Origin of the sequence: Streptomyces sp. NPDC086554 (genome assembly GCF_040686095.1) — a bacterium.
GTDB lineage: Bacteria > Actinomycetota > Actinomycetes > Streptomycetales > Streptomycetaceae > Streptomyces.
Genome location: NZ_JBFBJK010000029.1, coordinates 46176 through 61217, shown reverse-complemented (window position 1 = coordinate 61217; position 15042 = coordinate 46176). Strand labels below are relative to the sequence as shown.

General features: G+C 72.1%; 13 protein-coding genes. 7 read left to right on the top strand and 6 right to left on the bottom strand.

Annotated elements, in window-relative coordinates; translation table 11 throughout:
* Positions 1-33: 33 nt before the first annotated feature.
* From infB to AB0O76_RS35945, 6 genes are all read left to right on the top strand, one after another.
* Positions 34-3198: a translation initiation factor IF-2 gene (gene infB, locus AB0O76_RS35970; RefSeq protein WP_365500446.1), complete on the top strand. Its 3165-nt coding sequence runs from the start codon at positions 34-36 to the stop codon at positions 3196-3198.
* A gap of 139 nt (positions 3199-3337) precedes the next feature.
* Positions 3338-3631, top strand: a complete 294-nt coding sequence (locus tag AB0O76_RS35965) for a DUF503 domain-containing protein (RefSeq protein WP_365500443.1) — start codon at positions 3338-3340, stop codon at positions 3629-3631.
* A gap of 32 nt (positions 3632-3663) precedes the next feature.
* Positions 3664-4110 carry a 30S ribosome-binding factor RbfA gene (rbfA, locus tag AB0O76_RS35960; protein ID WP_365500440.1) on the top strand — a complete coding sequence of 149 codons (447 nt, stop codon included), beginning with the start codon at positions 3664-3666 and terminating at the stop codon, positions 4108-4110.
* Entirely contained in the window at positions 4107-5015 is a 909-nt protein-coding gene (gene truB, locus AB0O76_RS35955) for a tRNA pseudouridine(55) synthase TruB (RefSeq protein WP_365500437.1), read from the top strand. Before rbfA ends, truB begins: the two co-directional genes overlap by 4 nt.
* A gap of 248 nt (positions 5016-5263) precedes the next feature.
* Positions 5264-8758, top strand: a complete 3495-nt coding sequence (locus AB0O76_RS35950) for a S1C family serine protease (RefSeq protein WP_365500434.1) — start codon at positions 5264-5266, stop codon at positions 8756-8758.
* Positions 8759-8873: 115 nt separating this feature from the next.
* A complete protein-coding gene (locus AB0O76_RS35945; protein WP_365500431.1) occupies positions 8874-9842 on the top strand; it encodes a bifunctional riboflavin kinase/FAD synthetase in 969 nt (322 codons plus the stop codon).
* Positions 9843-9882: 40 nt separating this feature from the next.
* Here the strand turns inward: AB0O76_RS35945 and AB0O76_RS35940 are convergent, their stop codons facing one another.
* A complete protein-coding gene (locus tag AB0O76_RS35940) occupies positions 9883-10092 on the bottom strand; it encodes a hypothetical protein (RefSeq protein WP_365500428.1) in 210 nt (69 codons plus the stop codon).
* A 170-nt stretch (positions 10093-10262) separates the two neighbouring features.
* Here AB0O76_RS35940 and AB0O76_RS35935 point away from each other — a divergent pair, with 170 nt between their 5' ends.
* On the top strand, positions 10263-10487 hold the full coding sequence (locus tag AB0O76_RS35935; protein ID WP_365500585.1) for a hypothetical protein: 225 nt from the start codon (positions 10263-10265) through the stop codon (positions 10485-10487).
* Positions 10488-10571: 84 nt separating this feature from the next.
* Here the strand turns inward: AB0O76_RS35935 and AB0O76_RS35930 are convergent, their stop codons facing one another.
* The 5 genes from AB0O76_RS35930 to AB0O76_RS35910 form a co-directional block, all read right to left on the bottom strand.
* Positions 10572-10769: a hypothetical protein gene (locus AB0O76_RS35930; protein ID WP_365500425.1), complete on the bottom strand. Its 198-nt coding sequence runs from the start codon at positions 10767-10769 to the stop codon at positions 10572-10574.
* Positions 10770-10959: 190 nt separating this feature from the next.
* Positions 10960-11958 carry an ABC transporter ATP-binding protein gene (locus AB0O76_RS35925; RefSeq protein WP_365500422.1) on the bottom strand — a complete coding sequence of 333 codons (999 nt, stop codon included), beginning with the start codon at positions 11956-11958 and terminating at the stop codon, positions 10960-10962.
* Between the two features lie 35 nt (positions 11959-11993).
* Positions 11994-13013: an ABC transporter ATP-binding protein gene (locus AB0O76_RS35920; protein ID WP_365500419.1), complete on the bottom strand. Its 1020-nt coding sequence runs from the start codon at positions 13011-13013 to the stop codon at positions 11994-11996.
* 14 nt (positions 13014-13027) lie between these two features.
* Positions 13028-13951: an ABC transporter permease gene (locus tag AB0O76_RS35915; protein WP_365500416.1), complete on the bottom strand. Its 924-nt coding sequence runs from the start codon at positions 13949-13951 to the stop codon at positions 13028-13030.
* Positions 13948-15039: an ABC transporter permease gene (locus tag AB0O76_RS35910; RefSeq protein ID WP_365500413.1), complete on the bottom strand. Its 1092-nt coding sequence runs from the start codon at positions 15037-15039 to the stop codon at positions 13948-13950. Before AB0O76_RS35910 ends, AB0O76_RS35915 begins: the two co-directional genes overlap by 4 nt.
* Positions 15040-15042: the final 3 nt, after the last annotated feature.

Here is a 15042-nt window from a genome sequence, read left to right as displayed (position 1 = left end):
GGTCCGGCGTAACCCGGACCTAAAAGGAGCGAAGTGGCTAAGGTCCGGGTATACGAGCTCGCCAAGGAGTTCGGCGTAGAGAGCAAGGTCGTCATGGCCAAGCTCCAAGAACTCGGTGAATTCGTACGTTCGGCGTCCTCGACGATCGAGGCGCCCGTAGTACGCAAACTGACTGACGCATTGCAGCAGGGTGGCAACGGCAAGCCCGCCGCCGCCAAGCCGGGAGCGCCGCGCAAGCAGGCCGCCCCCAAGCCGGCGACGCCGTCGGCCCCGTCCCCCGCGCAGGCCGCCCGTCCGGGTCCGGCCGCGCCCAAGCCGCCGGCGCCCAAGCCCGCCGTCGCGGCCGACAAGCCTGCCGCCTCTCCGGCGGCTCCCGGCCCGCGTCCCGGCCCCAAGCCGCCGACGCCCAAGCCGGCTCCGGCAGCCCCCGCGGCTCCGGCTCCGGTCACCCCGGCAGCGCCTGCCGCCCCGGAGTTCACCGCTCCGCCGGCCGCTCCCGCTGCCCCGGCCGCCTCCTCGGCTCCCGCAGGACCCCGTCCGGGCGCCCGCCCGGGTGCCCCGAAGCCCGGTGGCCGTCCGGCCCCCGGTCAGGGTGGTCAGGGTCAGGGCGGTCGTGGCGACCGCGGCGACCGTCAGGGTGGCGCACGCCCCGGCTCCGGTGGACCTGGCGGCCAGGGTGGCGCCCCGCGCCCCGGTGGCCGTCCGGCAGGACCGCGCCCCGGCAACAACCCCTTCACCTCTGGTGGCTCCACCGGCATGGCGCGCCCGCAGGCGCCCCGTCCGGGCGGCGCCCCGCGCCCCGGCGGCCAGGGTGGCCCCGGTGGTCCTGGCGGCGCCCCGCGTCCGCAGGGCCAGGGCGGCCAGGGTGCTCCTCGTCCGCAGGGTCAGGGCGGCGCTCGCCCCAGCCCCGGCGGCATGCCTCGTCCGCAGGGGGGCGCTCCGCGCCCCGGCGGCGGTGCGCCCGGCGCCGGTGGTAATCGTCCGAACCCCGGCATGATGCCGCAGCGTCCCGCTGCGGGACCGCGTCCCGGTGGTGGCCCCGGCGGTGGCCGTGGTCCCGGTGGTGGCGGTCGTCCCGGCGGTGGCGGCGGCGGTCGTCCCGGTGGTGGCGGCGGCTTCGCCGGTCGTCCCGGTGGCGGTGGCGGCGGTGGCTTCGCCGGTCGTCCCGGTGGCCCCGGTGGCGGTGGCGGTGGCTTCGCCGGTCGTCCCGGTGGCGGCGGTGGCCGTCCCGGCTTCGGTGGCCGTCCCGGTGGTCCGGGTGGCCGTGGTGGCACGCAGGGCGCCTTCGGTCGTCCCGGCGGTCCCGCGCGTCGCGGTCGCAAGTCGAAGCGGCAGAGGCGCCAGGAGTACGAGTCGATGCAGGCCCCGTCGGTCGGCGGCGTCATGCTGCCGCGCGGCAACGGCCAGGCGGTCCGCCTGTCCCGTGGTGCCTCGCTGACCGACTTCGCCGAGAAGATCAACGCCAACCCGGCGTCGCTCGTCGGCGTGATGATGAACCTCGGCGAGATGGTCACTGCCACGCAGTCCGTCCCGGACGAGACGCTGAAGCTCCTCGCGGACGAGATGAACTTCGTCCTGGAGATCGTCAGCCCGGAGGAGGAGGACCGCGAGCTGCTCGAGTCCTTCGACATCGAGTTCGGCGAGGACGAGGGTGGCGAGGAACTGCTCGTCGCGCGTCCGCCGGTCGTGACCGTCATGGGTCACGTCGACCACGGTAAGACCCGACTTCTGGACGCGATCCGCAAGACGAACGTCATTGCGGGCGAGGCCGGCGGTATTACGCAGCACATCGGTGCGTACCAGGTCTCTTCCGAGGTCAACGGCGAAGACCGCAAGATCACCTTCATCGACACCCCCGGTCACGAGGCGTTCACCGCCATGCGTGCCCGTGGTGCGAAGTCCACCGACATCGCGATCCTCGTGGTCGCGGCCAACGACGGTGTGATGCCGCAGACGATCGAGGCGCTGAACCACGCCAAGGCGGCCGACGTGCCGATCGTGGTCGCGGTCAACAAGATCGACGTCGAGGGTGCCGACCCGACCAAGGTGCGCGGTCAGCTCACCGAGTTCGGTCTGGTGGCCGAGGAGTACGGCGGCGACACGATGTTCGTCGACATCTCCGCCAAGCAGGGCCTCAACATCGAGTCCCTCCTGGAGGCCGTGGTCCTGACCGCGGACGCCTCGCTCGACCTGCGGGCCAACCCGGAGCAGGACGCGCAGGGTATTGCGATCGAGTCCCACCTGGACAAGGGCCGCGGCGCCGTCGCGACCGTCCTCGTCCAGCGAGGCACCCTGCGGGTCGGCGACACCATGGTGGTCGGCGACGCGTACGGCCGAGTCCGCGCGATGCTCGACGACAAGGGCGAGAACGTGGAAGAGGCGGGTCCCTCGACTCCGGTCCTCGTCCTCGGTCTCACCAATGTCCCGGGTGCCGGCGACAACTTCCTGGTCGTCGACGAGGACCGTACGGCCCGTCAGATCGCCGAGAAGCGTGCCGCCCGTGAGCGCAACGTCCGCTTCGCCCGCAAGGGTGTGCGGTTCTCCCTGGAGAACCTGGACGAGGCCCTCAAGGCCGGTCTGGTGCAGGAACTCAACCTCATCATCAAGGGCGACGCGTCCGGTTCGGTGGAGGCTCTCGAGTCCTCGCTGCTCCAGCTCGACGTCGGCGAAGAGGTCGACATCCGCGTCCTGCACCGCGGCGTGGGTGCGGTCACCGAGTCGGACATCGACCTGGCGACCGGCTCCGACGCGATCGTGATCGGCTTCAACGTCCGTGCGGCCGGTCGTGCCGCGCAGATGGCCGAGCGCGAAGGTGTGGACGTCCGGTACTACTCGGTCATCTACCAGGCGATCGAAGAGATCGAAGCGGCCCTCAAGGGCATGCTCAAGCCGGAGTACGAAGAGGTCGAGCTCGGCACGGCGGAGATCCGCGAGGTCTTCCGCTCGTCCAAGCTGGGCAACATCGCCGGTGTTCTTGTCCGGTCGGGCGAGGTCAAGCGCAACACCAAGGCGCGCCTCATCCGCGACGGCAAGGTCATCGCGGAGAGCCTCAACATCTCCGGTCTGCGCCGCTTCAAGGACGACGTCACCGAGATCCGCGAAGGGTTCGAGGGCGGTATCAACCTCGGCAACTTCAACGACATCAAGATCGACGACGTCATCGCGACGTACGAGATGCGCGAGAAGCCTCGCGGCTGATCAACGCAGCTCGAACCGGGGCCGGTCGAGGGGAGGTAAATCCCGTCGATCGGCCCCGGCCGTTCCGTGTACGGTTCTTGTGTCCCTGCCAAGTGGTTGGCGGGGCACGAACCCGAACCGGCGGGACATCCGGACATTCATGTATGTGGGGACACTGTCCTTCGATCTGCTCCTCGGCGACGTTCGCTCGCTGAAGGAGAAGCGCTCCGTCGTCCGCCCGATCGTCGCCGAACTCCAGCGCAAGTACGCGGTGAGTGCGGCGGAGACCGGGAACCAGGACCTCCATCGCAGGGCCGAGATCGGCCTGGCGCTGGTCTCCGGGGAGACGGGGCACCTCACCGACGTACTGGACCGGTGCGAGCGCCTGGTCGCCGGCCGTCCTGAGGTGGAGCTGCTCTCCGTTCGACGCAGGCTCCACAGCGACGAAGACTGATTGCACAGCAAGGCGAAGAAGGAGACGGAGCAGTGGCCGACAACGCGCGGGCGAAAAGGCTGGCGGACCTCATCCGAGAGGTGGTTGCCCAGAAGCTGCAGCGCGGGATCAAGGACCCGCGGCTCGGTACGCATGTGACCATCACGGACACCCGGGTCACGGGTGACCTGCGGGAGGCGACCGTCTTCTACACGGTCTACGGCGACGACGAGGACCGCGCGGCAGCCGCCGCCGGTCTGGAGAGCGCCAAGGGCGTCCTCCGTTCGGCGGTCGGCGCGGCGGCGGGCGTGAAGTTCACGCCGAGCCTCGCCTTCGTGGCGGACGCGCTGCCGGACAACGCCAAGGCCATCGAGGACCTCCTCGACAAGGCCAGGATCTCGGACGAGAAGGTGCGCGAGGTGTCCGCGGGCGCCGAGTTCGCCGGCGACGCGGACCCGTACCGCAAGCCCGAGGACGAGGACGGCGACGCCCCCGCATGAGCAACACCAGCAACAAGACGCCGGACGGCCTTGTCATTGTCGACAAGCCGTCCGGCTTCACTTCGCATGACGTGGTCGCCAAGATGCGCGGGATCGCCAAGACCCGCCGCGTCGGCCACGCGGGCACCCTCGACCCGATGGCGACGGGTGTCCTGGTCCTCGGCGTCGAGCGGGCCACCAAGCTCCTCGGCCATCTCGCGCTGACGGAGAAGGAGTACCTCGGCACGATCCGGCTCGGCCAGAACACGGTCACGGACGACGCCGAGGGGGAGATCACCTCGTCCGCCGACGCCTCGCGCATCAAGCGGGACGCCATAGACGCGGGGATCGCCAAGCTGTCCGGCGACATCATGCAGGTGCCGTCGAAGGTCAGCGCCATCAAGATCGACGGCAAGCGGTCGTACGCGCGTGCCCGCAAGGGCGAGGACTTCGAGATCCCGGCAAGGCCCGTGAAGATCTCCTCGTTCACCGTGTACGACGTCAGGGACGCCGTCGCCGAGGACGGCACCCCCGTACTCGACCTGGTCGTGTCGGTGGTCTGCTCGTCCGGTACGTACATCCGCGCCCTGGCCCGCGACCTCGGCGCGGACATCGGGGTCGGCGGCCATCTGACGGCGCTGCGGCGCACCCGCGTCGGGCCGTACAAGCTCGACTCGGCGAAGACCATCGACCAGCTCCAGGAGGAGCTGACGGTGATGCCGGTGGCGGACGCGGCCGCCGCGGCCTTCCCGCGCTGGGATGTCGACGAGAAGCGGTCGAAGCTGCTGCTCAACGGCGTACGGATCGAGATGCCCAGTGAGTACGCCGGTGTGGGCCCCGTCGCCGTGTTCGATCCGGAGGGCCGCTTCCTGGTCCTGGCCGAGGAGCTGAAGGGCAAGGCCAAGAGCCTGGCCGTCTTCGCCTGAGGCCCTCTCGGGCTCGGCACCTTCGTCGTGGGGGGGGGGGGGGGGGGCCCCCCCCCCCCCCCCCCACGCTTCCCCCTCCCCCCCCACCCCAAGGTGTATCCACCGCTCGTCGCCGATTCACCCCATCGGGCAGGCGCTCGGAGTGAACCGAGGGGGCGGAAGGGGGCGCGTTCGCCGGGCGTTCTGTCCCGCTGATCACCGCCGACCTACCGTCGGAAGGACGGGGCGCGTGGCAGGGAGGTTCGGGCATGACGGGACAGGGGGACCCGGCGGCCCTCGACAGGACCCTGGTGCGGATATGCGACCTGGCGGGGCGGCCGCGCGGGACCGGATTCGCCGCCGACGACCAGGGCACGGTGATCACCAGCCACGAAACGGTCGACGGCCTCGCGCGCCTCGTGCTGCACGCCGAGGGTGAGCGCGTCTGCGTGGTGACCGCCGACGCCGTGGTGCCTCTCCCGGAAGTCGATCTGGCCCTCGTCCGCACGGAGGGGCTCGGGCTGCGCCCGCTGCCCGTCACCGTGCGCGAGACCGTTGCGGTCGGCTCCTATGTGCGGATCGCCGCGCGTGGCTGGCGCGAGGCGCGCATCCTCGGCCCGGCGACGGTGACCTACACCGCCACGGACCGCTTCCATCTGGTCGACGCCGCGCTGGAGCTCGCCATCGGCACCGACGGCGCGGACGCGCTGCGGCTCGGCGGCGGGGCCGCGGGCGGTCCGGTCATCGATGCCTCGTCGGGAGCCGTGCTCGCCGTCCTGGGGACCGCGCTGCACGGCGAGCACAGCTCCGCGGGCTTCGCCGTGCCGTTGCGGGACGCGGCGGCCGCCGATCCGGGCGGACCGCTCGCCGAGCTCCTCGCGCGGGGCGCGGCGACCGTGCCGGTGTACGGCCGGGATCTCAACCTGGCCGGTGCGCTGCATCTGACGGCGACGTCGCTGGGCTCCGACGGGCCGCGCGCCCCTGTCCTCGAACCGGTCGAACGCCCGGATACGGCAAAGGAGTTGGCGGAATTCACCGACGGCCCCGCGCAGGTGCTCGGCCTCGTCGGCGACCCCGGCACCGGCCGGACCACGGAACTCGCGGCCCTCGCCGCACGCCGGGCGCGGGGCGCCGAGCCGGCTCCCACGCTGTGGCTGCGCGGTGCCGACCTGGAGGGCGCGGACACGGGCGTGGGCGATGCGGTGGAGCGGGCGCTCGAGCGGGCGGGGCGCATCGTCGAAGCGTCGGAGGATCTGCTCGCCGGGGCGGACGACGGCCTCGGGGACATCTCGGCGGGGCGTGTCGCGCGGCTCGTGCGGGACCGGGGGCGGCCGTTGCTGCTGCTGCTCGACGGGCCCGAGGAGATGCCGCCGGTGCTCGCGCATCGTCTCGCGGAGTGGAGCGGCGGTACGGCCGATTGGCTGCGGGACACGGGGGCGCGGCTCGTCGTGGCCTGCCGCGCGGAGTACTGGGAGCAGGCGGGGGAGCACTTCCCCGCGGGGCTGCTGCAGGGGTGTGTGCGCCTCGGGGATCTGCCCGAGCGGCAGGCGCGGCTCGCCCGGGCGCGGTACGGCATCCCGGAGGGCGCGCTGGCCGCCGCCGACGCCCGGCATCCGCTGGCGCTGCGGCTGCTTTCCGAGGTGCGCGCCGCGCTGCCGGACGCGCCGGCGCCGGGGCGGCCGGGGCGCGAGGAGATCTTCGCCGCCTATCTGGACCTGCTGTGCCTGCGGGTCGCGGTGCGGCTCGCTGCTCCGCAGGGGCTGCGGGGCGGGGCGGTGCGGCGGCTCGCGGCGAAGGTGTCCGGGCAGGTGCACGAGGCGGCGCGGCGGTGTCTCGGGCCGGGGCAGGGGGAGCTGGACCGGGCGTCCTTCGAGGAGGTGTTCCCGTGGGGTACGGGGTGGGCCTCCGCGGTCCTTACTGAGGGGCTGCTGACCCCTGCGGGGGGCGGTTATCGCTTCGCGCACGAGGAGCTTGCGGACTGGATCCAGGGGATGCATCTGGATGTGGACGGGGCGTTGTGGTCGTTGGTCCATCGGTACGGGGCGGCTGCGCCGCGGCCTTGGGCGGTGTCCTTGCCGGTGCCCCGCCACCGGATCGGCCCCGTCATCCAGGCCCTGCTGCAGCTGCGCCCCGGCGAACTGGAGCCTCGGCTACGGGAGTTGGCTCGGTTCGGGGAGCCTTGCTTGCCACCTGATGCATCGGCGCCCGGCATCATGCGTTGTGCCCACCCGTTCCGCCGTGCGGAACGCCTGCCCACAACGCGAGCGGAGTCGGAGGCCCCTGCCGCCCTTGCTGTGGGCAATCGTCCCGCAGGGCGGGACGGGTGGGCACAGCCCTCACCGCCGGGCACCGATGCACCGGGGTGGTGGGCAAGTCACCTGCTGAGCGAGACGCTGGCCAGGGTGCCCGACGCGTCGCCGTACCGAACCCTGCTCGCCGAGCTGGCCCAGCAGGGGCGGTACGACGCCGAGTTCTGGCTCGCTCTGCCCCTCCCGGAGGGCGACCGCTTCGACCTCCTGCGGGACGCGGTGATCCACGACCCCCCACCAGGCCCCGCGCAGGGTCGCTGCCTCGACGCGGTCGCCGAGCTCCTTGCCCAGAACCCCGCCAAGGTGCAGCCGCACCTGACCCGCTGGTTCACCGACGAACGCCCGCTCGCAGCGACCCCGCAGGCGACCGTCGCCTCCGCCGCCCAGGCCCTGCTCCACACCCACCGGCACCGCGCCATCGACGACCTCACCGAAGCCCTCGTCGAATCCGCGCACCCCCGCGCCGACGAACTCCTCGCGGTGCTCGCCGAGGAGGAGCCGTCCGCCGTGTGCCGGGCCGTCGACCGCTGGGTCCACGACGAGCGGCCCGCCCGCCGCGTCGCAGCCGTCGCCTACGGCCTGCGCGCCGCCCCGCACGCCACCACGGACGCCGACCGCGAGCTCCTGCGGTACGCGGCGTTCGCCCTGCTCGCCCGCCCCGCCGACGACACCCTGCACGGTGCCGCGCTCGCCCTCCTCGTCCGCGACCCGCAGACCCGTGCCCGCCATCTGCCGCCCGCCCTGCGGCGCTTCACCGCCGGAGATCCGCAGCTGCCCGCGAGCGCGCTCGTCGCCGCCTTCGACACCCACCCCGAGCCGGTCATCGCCGCCTTCCGCAAGCGTCTGTACGGTCCGGGCCCCGCGCCGGGGGACGTCCTGCGCAGCCTGGCCGACGTGACGGCGCCCGCGCTCGCGCGGCGGGTGGCCGATCTCGTACGCGATGTCCTGGAGCTCCGTCCCGACCTGGCGGGGCATGTGGCGGCGTACCTCGATCTGCGTCTTGAGCAGGGGCCTGGCGTCCGCGCCGTCCTCCTGCCGCTCGTGGTGGGGCTTCTGAACAGCCGCCCGCCCGCCGTGCGCGCCGCCCTCGCCTCCGCCGTCGCGGCCCCCGGCACCGACGCATCGCGGGCCCTGCGCGGCGAACTGCTCGACGTACTGCTCGACCGGGAGCGGGAGCCCGAAGTCCTGGACGCCGTGCTGTGCGCGGTCGCGGTCGGCGGCGACGAGAGCCGGGTCCGTGGTCTTGTGCACCGCACGGGAGAGCTGCTCGTCCGCACCCCGGACGGCGCGACCTGCTTCGACCGCCGCCTGGTCGAGCTGGCCCGTTCCGTCCCGGGCTTCGCCGCGTTCGTCGCCCGGTGGATGTGCGACGCCCCGCAGGAGTGGGCCGCCCTCGTCGGCCCGAGCGCCCGCCGCATGATCGAGAACCTCGCCGGGGTGCGCGTACCGGCGTGAGGTCCGCCACCCCATCCGATGCGATCCGGATCGCGCGGGCATGGCAGTCTTAGACCTGCGCAATGGGCAATGGGACGTACACACACGTACACGGGTTCGGCGAGGAGCAAAGACAGTGCAGCGCTGGCGTGGCTTGGAGGACATCCCCCAGGACTGGGGGCGCAGCGTCGTCACCATCGGTTCCTACGACGGCGTACACCGCGGGCACCAGCTGATCATCGGCCGTGCGGTCGAACGAGCGCGCGAGCTCGGCGTGCCCGCCGTCGTCGTCACCTTCGACCCGCACCCCAGCGAGGTCGTGCGCCCGGGCAGCCACCCGCCGCTGCTCGCCCCGCACCACCGGCGCGCCGAACTCATGGCCGAGCTGGGTGTGGACGCGGTCCTCATCCTGCCGTTCACCACGGAGTTCTCGAAGCTGTCGCCCGCCGACTTCGTCGTCAAGGTGCTCGTCGACAAGCTGCACGCGCGCGTGGTCGTCGAGGGCCCCAACTTCCGCTTCGGCCACAAGGCCGCGGGCAATGTCGCCTTCCTGACCGAGCTCGGCGCGACGTACGACTACGAAGTCGACGTCATCGACCTCTTCGTGAGCGGCGAGGCGGGCGGCGGCGAGCCGTTCTCCTCCACGCTCACCCGGCGCCTGGTCGCTGAGGGCGACGTGGCGGGCGCGGCGGAGATCCTCGGCCGCCCGCACCGCGTCGAGGGTGTCGTCGTACGGGGCGCGCAGCGCGGCCGCGAACTGGGCTTCCCCACGGCCAACGTGGAGACACTGCCGCACACCGCCATCCCCGCGGACGGCGTCTACGCGGGATGGCTGCACGCGCAGGGCGAGGCGATGCCCGCCGCGATCTCCGTGGGCACGAACCCGCAGTTCGACGGGACCGAGCGGACCGTCGAGGCGTACGCGATCGACCGCATCGGGCTCGACCTGTACGGCCTGCACGTGGCCGTGGACTTCCTGGCCTTTGTGCGGGGCCAGGCGAAGTTCGACTCCATCGACGAGCTGCTTGTCGCCATCGCGGATGACGTGAAGAAGGCCCGCGAGCTCATCGAAGCCGCCGATTCCGGCAACGGCGTCCCGGAGTAGGGGGCCGGAAGCGGGGCTCCCGCCCCCCGGTCCTCCGCGTCTACAGGACGTGCGGCAGGGCGACGCTGTTGACCAGCGGGCCTTCGACGGTGACTCCTTCGGTGATCAGCGACTCGACGGGCGGCAGCGGCGGGGCGGGGTTCGCCGTGCGCTGTGCCGCCGAGGCCATCGCAGCCGGAGCGGTGATCGCGGTGACGGACAGGGTGAGGGCTGCGAGCAGCGTGAAGGTCAGGACGCGGCGATGACGCATGAGATCTCTGCTTTCTTCCGTATTCTTCCGGTTTCCCTGGCGCCCGGTTTCCCCGGCGTCCGACGACCCGTTCGTATGATCGTCAGTGACTTCTTGGTCGTGCACGGGGTTACGCACGGCGAGCGGGCCGCGACCGGCGGCCCGTACGTGCACGGTCCAAGGAGGCTGCAGTGAACGGCAGTTGGGTGCAGACGACGTCCCGTTGGGCGCTGGTCGCGGCGATGGCGGCGGTGCCATCCGCCCTGTGCTCCGGCGCGGCGCACGCCGATGAGACGCACGCGAACTCGCACAACGCGCCCAGGGTCGCGCTGATCAACACCGGCCAGATCGATGACCCGTTGGAGGACGTGCTGGAGCACACCCTCAACTTCGGGGACGGATACAGGTGGGACTGACGGGGTGAACCGCTCGTGGCCGTACCGTACTTGCGCGGGTCCCGGGCGGCCGCGCAAGTAGGTCACGATGCGGGGGTGTTCAGGTCACGGGGCGAGGCACGCCGTGCCCGGCACCTCGGAGGGGACGCCGGGGCTGGCCGGGTCGACGAGCGAGGTGACGTCACCGGCGGCCTGCGCCACGCAGGTGACGGTCCCGACGGGGTCCGGGACGGCACTGGCGGGCGCGGCGAGAGCCCCCATCAGTGCGACGGCCCCGAGGATGACGGCGGCGGAACGGCGCATGGAAATCTCCTTCACTTCGGTGGAGTTGGAGTTGCTCACGGTCCGTCATTGGATCGGAGCACTCTGTGGCTCCCCAGCGCTCACGCCCGATAGGCCCCGCATCACCCGTACGTGAAAGAGGTAACGATCCGCCGCCTCAGGACGTCGCTCCGCCCCGCCCGGAACGGCACGCAACCCCGGTTGGACGCCGTCAGACGCCGGACGCGCTGACGTCGGCCGTCGCCCAATGGCACGCCACCTGCGTCTCGCCGGCGCCGGACAGCACCGGCAGGTCCTCGCTCCGGCAGCGGTCCGCGACACCCGCCCGCTGCGCCTCGCCAGAGGCAAGCACCTGGCAGCGGGCGTGGAACCGGCAGCCGCCCGGGATGCGGGACGGGTCCGGCGGCTCGCCCGTGAGGACCACCGGATCGCCGGGGGCCTCCGGTAGCACCGACAACAGGGCCTGGGTGTACGGATGTTGGGGCGAGGTCAGGACCTCCTCCACTGTGCCCGTCTCGACGATCCGGCCCAGGTACATCACCGCCACGCGGTCCGCGATGTTCCAGGCGAGGCCCAGGTCGTGCGTCACCACCAGTGCGGAGAGCCCGAGTTCGTCGCGCAGGCGGAGCAGCAGGGCGAGGATCTCGCCGCGTACGGAGGCGTCGAGCGAGGCCACCGGCTCGTCCGCGACGATCAGTTCGGGCTCAAGGACCAGCGCGCCCGCGATGACGACGCGCTGGCGCTGGCCACCCGACAGCTCGTGCGGGTAGCGCAGGAAGAATCGCTCCGGCGGGCGCAGTCCGGCCCGCGAGAGCGCGTCGGCGACCGCCGCCTGCTCGTCACCTCCGTACCCGTGAATGCGCAGTCCCTCGGCGACCGCCTCGTACACGGTGTGGCGGGGGTTGAGGGAGCCGCTGGGATCCTGGAGCACCAGCTGGACGCGCTTGCGGTACGCCTTGAGCGCGCGGCCCGAGTAGTCCAGCGGCTTGCCGCCGAACGTCACATTGCCGGAGGTCGGCGCCACCAGACCGAGCAGCGAGCGGGCCAGCGTCGTCTTGCCGCAGCCCGACTCGCCGACCAGAGCGACGATCTCGGCGGGCTTGATGTCGAGGTCGACGCCGTCCACCGCGCGCGCGGGCGGCGCGCCACGGCGGCCGGGGAACGTGATGTGCAGGTCGCCCGCCGAAAGGAGGGGGTCATCGGTGGTCATGCGTGGCCGCTCCTCGGTGCGTGGTCTGTTCGTGCTCACGGCGTACGCTCCGCCGTCGCCGGTGCCGATGTCGGCTGCGCCGGGAGCTGGGAACCCGCGTGCACGCACGCCGCCCGGTGCCGGGGGCCCGCGTCCCGCAGCACCTGGTCCTCCGTGGTGCAGGAGTCCAGGGCGACGGCGCAGCGCGGATGGAACGTGCAGCCCGTGGGGAGCAGGGACGGGTCGGGCGGGTCGCCGGGCAGGCCGCGCGGCGCGAAGCGCGACGCCGTGTCGCCGATGCGCGGGAAGGCCGCCGAGAGGGCCTTTCCGTACGGATGCTGCGCGTTCTCGTAGACCTCGGAGGCGGGGCCCTCCTCGACGACGCGGCCCGCGTACATCACCGCGAGCCGGTCGCAGGTGTCGGAGAGCACCGCGAGGTCATGGCTGATCATGATCAGGCCGAGGTCCTGCTCGGCCACCAACTGCTCGATCAGACGCAGGATCTGAGCCTGGATCATCACATCGAGGGCCGTCGTCGGCTCGTCGGCGATGATCAGCCGTGGATCGCAGGCGAGCGCCATCGCGATCATCACGCGCTGCCGCTGGCCGCCCGACAGCTCATGCGGATACGCGTCCGCGCGCGCGGCAGGCAGACCCACATGTTCGAGCAGCTCCCCGGCCTTCTTCTTCGCGCCGGCCGGGGTCGCCTTCTTGTGCAGCAGGATCGGCTCGGCGATCTGGTCGCCGATGCGGTGCACGGCGTTGAGGGAGTGCATCGCGCCCTGGAAGACGACCGACGCGCCCGCCCAGCGGACCGCGCGGACCCGGCCCCACTTCATGGTGAGGACGTCCTCGCCGTCGACCAGCACCTCGCCGGTCACCTTCGTCCCCGCCGGCAGCAGCCGCAGCAGGGCGAGCGCGAGCGTGGACTTGCCGCATCCGGACTCGCCCGCGACGCCGAGCTTCTGGCCCGCATCGACCGTGAGGTTCACACCGCGCACGGCGGCGGCCCCGGACGCGTACGTCACTTCGAGATTTCTTACGTCGAGGAGGGCCGTGGCCCGCTGTTCGGTCACCTTGCTCAAGCTACTCAACGGGAGACCCCCAGCCTGGGGTTGAGCACGGACTCCACGGCGCGCCCGCACAGCGTGAACGCGAGCGCCACGACGGCAATGGCCAGGCCGGGCGGGGCGAGATACCACCAGTCGCCCGCGCTGACCGCGCCCGCCTCGCGCGCGTCCTGGAGCAGGCCGCCCCAGGAGACGCCCGTGGGGTCGCCGAGACCGAGGAAGGCGAGCGTGGCCTCGGTGAGGATGGCGCTGGAGATGACGAGGGTGGTCTGCGCGAGGACCAGCGGCATGACGTTGGGCAGGACGTGCCGGGTCATGATGTGGCCGTGGCCGCCGCCCAGCGCCTGGGCGCGCTCGATGTAGGGGCGCGATTCCACGGCAAGGGTCTGGGCGCGGACCAGACGCGCCGTCGTCGGCCAGGTCGTCACGCCGATTGCCAGGATGATCGTCCAGATCGAGCCGGACAGCACCGCGGCGAGCGCGATGGCGAGCACCAGCGTCGGCATCACCAGGAACCAGTCCGTGACGCGCATGATGACGGTGGAGTACCAGCCCTTGAAGTGCCCGGCGGTGATCCCGACGAGGGTGCCGATGGTCACCGAGAGGAAGGCGGCGAGCAGCCCGACGGTCAGCGACATCCGCGCTCCCCACACCAGGAGCCCGAGGAGGTCGCGCCCGAACTGGTCGGTGCCCAGGGGGAATTCCCCGCTCGGCGACTCCATCGGCTTGCCCGGCGCGGCGGTCACGCTCTGCGCGTCCGAGCCGACGAGGAGCGGCGCGAAGACGGCCATGAGGGCGATCAGGACCAGCGCGGCCAGGCCGAAGAGCCCGGCCCGGTGTGTGCGGTACTCCCGCCAGAAGCGGGCGGCCGAGTGCCGCCTGCGGGTCCGGGCGAGGGCGCGCGCGCTCTTCACCGGGGCGGTCGGTGCGGATTCGGTCGTCATCGGCCCACCCGGGGATCGAGCAGCGGATAGATCACATCGGCCAGCGTGTTCATCAGGATCACCGCGGCGGAGAAGACGAAGAACAGGCCTTGTACGAGGGGCAGATCGGGCACGCTCAGCGCGGCGTAGAAGAGCCCGCCGAGCCCCGGCCAGGAGAAGACGGTCTCGACGAGGATCGCGCCCGCCACCACCGTGCCGAGGTTCACGAACATCAGCGTGACGGTGGGCAGCATCGCGTTCGGGACGGCGTGCCGGCGGCGTACGAGATCGTCCCGCAGGCCCTTGGCGCGGGCGGTCGTCAGATAGTCGCTGCCCATCTCGTCGAGCAGCGAGGAGCGCATGACGAGGAGCGTCTGCGCGTATCCGACGGCGACGAGCGTGACGACGGGAAGCACCATGTGGTGCGCGACATCGATGACGTACGCGATGCCCGTCTCGCCACCCGATTCGAGCCCGCCGGTCGGGAAGAGCCCGGGAATCGGGCCGACCCCCACCGAGAAGGTGATGATGAGGAGAAGCCCGAGCCAGAAGGACGGCACGGAGTAGAGGGTGAGTGCGAGGCCGGTGTGCACGCGGTCCCCGAGCCCGCCGTTGCGCCAGGCCGTGCGGGTGCCCAGCCAGACGCCGATGAGGGTGTAGAGGACGAACGCGGTGCCGGTGAGCAGAAGCGTCGCGGGCAGCGCGTCGGTGATCTTGTCGATCACCGGGGCGTGGAACTGGTACGAGGTGCCGAAGTCGCCTGTCAGCGCGTTGCCGCAGTAGTCGAAGAACTGCGTCATGACCGGCTGGTCGAGGCCGAACTCCTTGCGCATCGCGGCCAGTTGCTCGGCCGACACGCGCTTTCCGCCCGTCATCTGCTTCACCGGGTCGCCCGGGATGAGACGGAACAGGAAGAAGCTGGTGACGAGGACGGCGAACAGCGAGACGGCGGCGCCGCCCAGCTTGCCCGCCACGTACTGGAGATAGGCGCGGGTGTTGCGGGCCCGGGGCCCGCGGGCCGACGGCCCGGCCAGTGCCGGGTCGTCGGTCGCCGCGGTGCCCTTGATGCCTTCGGTGTCGAGCAGTGCGGGATTGCTGTCAGCGGTCATGCG

What these genes read in the sequence shown, in the direction of transcription:
- AB0O76_RS35925 (WP_365500422.1), bottom strand. Translation starts at nt 11,958, where the DNA reads ATGACCACCGATGACCCCCTCCTTTCGGCGGGCGACCTGCACATCACG.
- AB0O76_RS35910 (WP_365500413.1), bottom strand. Translation starts at nt 15,039, where the DNA reads ATGACCGCTGACAGCAATCCCGCACTGCTCGACACCGAAGGCATCAAG.
- truB (WP_365500437.1), top strand. Translation starts at nt 4,107, where the DNA reads ATGAGCAACACCAGCAACAAGACGCCGGACGGCCTTGTCATTGTCGAC.
- AB0O76_RS35950 (WP_365500434.1), top strand. Translation starts at nt 5,264, where the DNA reads ATGACGGGACAGGGGGACCCGGCGGCCCTCGACAGGACCCTGGTGCGG.
- AB0O76_RS35930 (WP_365500425.1), bottom strand. Translation starts at nt 10,769, where the DNA reads ATGCGCCGTTCCGCCGCCGTCATCCTCGGGGCCGTCGCACTGATGGGG.
- AB0O76_RS35915 (WP_365500416.1), bottom strand. Translation starts at nt 13,951, where the DNA reads ATGACGACCGAATCCGCACCGACCGCCCCGGTGAAGAGCGCGCGCGCC.
- AB0O76_RS35965 (WP_365500443.1), top strand. Translation starts at nt 3,338, where the DNA reads ATGTATGTGGGGACACTGTCCTTCGATCTGCTCCTCGGCGACGTTCGC.
- AB0O76_RS35940 (WP_365500428.1), bottom strand. Translation starts at nt 10,092, where the DNA reads ATGCGTCATCGCCGCGTCCTGACCTTCACGCTGCTCGCAGCCCTCACC.